Here is a 2427-nt window from a genome sequence, read left to right on the forward strand (position 1 = left end):
CGCTGGGGCTGGGCGGTGGGGCGCCGCGGGGCGGAACCGATCCGTCGACCGTGGTGACGACGTACCTGGACGCGATCGCGCGGGCGGATGCGTCCACCGCGCTCGCGCAACTCGCCGAGGTGCCGGGCGACCAGTCGTTCCTCACCGACGAGATGCTGCGCGCCTCGGACGAGCGCGCGCCCATCGCCGACATCTCGGTCGCCCGTGGCCGCCCGCGCGTACCCGACCCGCTGCACCTCGACCTGACGGCGATGTTCACGGTCGGCGGGACGCCCGCGACGGCGACCTTCGCGGTCGAGCGCACCGGCCTCGACCGGCCCTGGAGGCTCGCCCGGGGCACCCTCGAGATCGTCGTGCCCGCGGCGGCCGACGGACTCGCCGTGACGGTGAACGGGCAGGCGGTCACCGCGGACACCGTCGTGCTCTTCCCCGGGACGTACGAGCTGGCCTCGACGAACCCGTCGTTCACGCTGCGCGGGGGCGTCGTGCAGACCTTCACCGACCCCGCGTCGGCGTCGCCGGCGTTCGCAGACGTCCGCGCCGAGCTGACCGAGACTGGGGTGGCGGCCTTCCGTTCCGCGGTGGCCGACGCGGTGCACGCGTGCGTGGCCGCGACGTCGCTCGTCGCCGGGTGCGGTCTCGATCTTCCGGCCACGACGAGCGACGGCATCCGCCTCGTCGACGGCACCGTCCACCGCTCGCTGCCCGGCTCGACGCAGGCCGCGCTCGCGCACCTGCAAGCCGACGGGTACGCGCCCGCCCCGCTGCAGGTCGTCGCGGACCCCCTCGGCGAGGTGGAGGCGACCGCGGACTGCGAGAAGGACGGACGGCGCTACACCGGGTGCACCTTCGACGGCCTGCCGCGGCTGGGTTCGCCCGTCGTGGACTTCTCGACGAGTCCCGCGCTGGTGCGCTGGGACTGAGTGCGCGGTCGAGCCCGCCGAGGCGGCTCCCGATGCCGGACGATCAGCGCTTGCGCAGCAGGGCGATCGACATCGCGTCGGTGCCGTGACGGTGCGGCCACAGCTGCGCCCGCAACGACCCGTCCGCCTGCGCGGGCAGGTCGATCTCGTCGACCGCGATATCGCGCACCACGGCGCGCGCGTCGAGTTCCTCGACCGCGTCGCCGAGTTCGCGTTTGACCTCTGCCAGCACGCCGCTCGTCTCGGCGAGGTGGGGCGAACAGGTGACGTAGGCGACGACGCCGCCCGGCGCGAGGGCCTGGAACGCCGCCAGCACCAGGTCGAGCTGGAGCGCGGTAAGGTCGGGCACGTCGGACGGCGTCTTGCGCCACCGCGCCTCGGGCCGCCGGCGCAGCGCGCCGATGCCGGTGCACGGCGCATCGACGAGGATGCGGTCGTACTGCCCCGCGGCGCGCGCCGCGCGCTCGCGTCCGTCCTCTTCGCTCACCTCGACCTCGAGGGGCACGGCCGCCACGGCCTGGCGTACGAGACCCGCGCGCGCCGGCGAGATCTCGTTCGCGTCCAGCTGCGCACGGTGGGCCAGCGCCTCGGCGGCGAGCAGCGCGGTCTTGCCGCCGGGACCGGCGCACAGGTCGAGCCAGCGCTCGCCCTCGCGGACGGGCAGGGCGCGGCTGAGCGCGAGCGCGGCCAGCTGGGAGCCCTCGTCCTGCACCCGGATGCGGCCCTGCGTCTCGCGGATGAGACCCTCGGGGTCTCCCCCGCGCGTGGTGAAGGCATCGGGGGCGAACCGTGCAGCAGTGGCGTCGTCGGGGACGTCGGCCAGACCCGGCAGCGCGATCATCGCCACCCGCGGGGCGACGTTGTCGGCCTCGAGCAGGGCGGCGAGCTCGTCGCCGCGCCCCTCGGCCGTGAGCGCGCGACGAAGCGCGCGGACGATCCACACCGGGTGCGAGGTCGTCAGGCCGATGCGCTCGTCGTCGCTGCGCGCGGCGGCGGCGATGCGTTCCATCCAGTGACCCGGGGTGTCGCGTGAGACGCGCCGCAGTACGGCGTTCGCGAAGCCCGCGGCCCCTCGGCCGCCTCCGTTGCGGCGCGCGAGCTCGACGGACTCGTTGACCGCCGCGTGCGAGGCGACACGGGTCGAGAGCAGCTGGTGCACGCCCAACCGCAGAGCGTCCAGGACGGCCGGGTCGATCCGGTCGACGGTGCGGTCGGCGGCCGCGGCGATGATCGCGTCGTAGGTGCCCCGGCGTCGCAGGGTGCCGTACGTCAGCTCGGTCGCGAGGCCGGCGTCCTTGGCATCCAGTCCCGCTCGCGCGATCGCGTGCGGCAGCAGCAGGTTGGCGTAGGCCTCGTCGCCCGAGACGGCCCGCAGCACCTCGTACGCGGCGGCGCGCGCTCCCTGGACGCTCATGCGCCCAGCACCGGCTCGTCGGTGCGCAGGCCGCGGAACCAGTCGCCCGCGTTCATCGCGCCTTTGCCCGCCGGCTGCACGCTCTCGAGC

At 75.2% G+C, this 2427-nt stretch carries 2 protein-coding genes; one reads left to right on the forward strand and one right to left on the reverse strand.

Annotation, left to right across the window (positions count from 1 at the left end; genetic code table 11):
• On the forward strand, positions 1–923 hold a 923-nt coding region (locus DBR36_RS17465; protein WP_108317242.1), incomplete at its 5' end, for a hypothetical protein.
• A 43-nt stretch (positions 924–966) separates the two neighbouring features.
• Here the strand turns inward: DBR36_RS17465 and DBR36_RS01420 are convergent.
• On the reverse strand, positions 967–2337 hold the full coding sequence (locus DBR36_RS01420) for an RsmB/NOP family class I SAM-dependent RNA methyltransferase (protein ID WP_108317243.1): 1371 nt from the start codon (positions 2335–2337) through the stop codon (positions 967–969).
• Between the last annotated feature and the right edge of the window lie 90 nt (positions 2338–2427).

It is taken from the genome of Microbacterium sp. HMWF026 (assembly GCF_003061325.1).
In the GTDB taxonomy this organism is placed as follows: Bacteria; Actinomycetota; Actinomycetes; order Actinomycetales; family Microbacteriaceae; genus Microbacterium; species Microbacterium testaceum_E.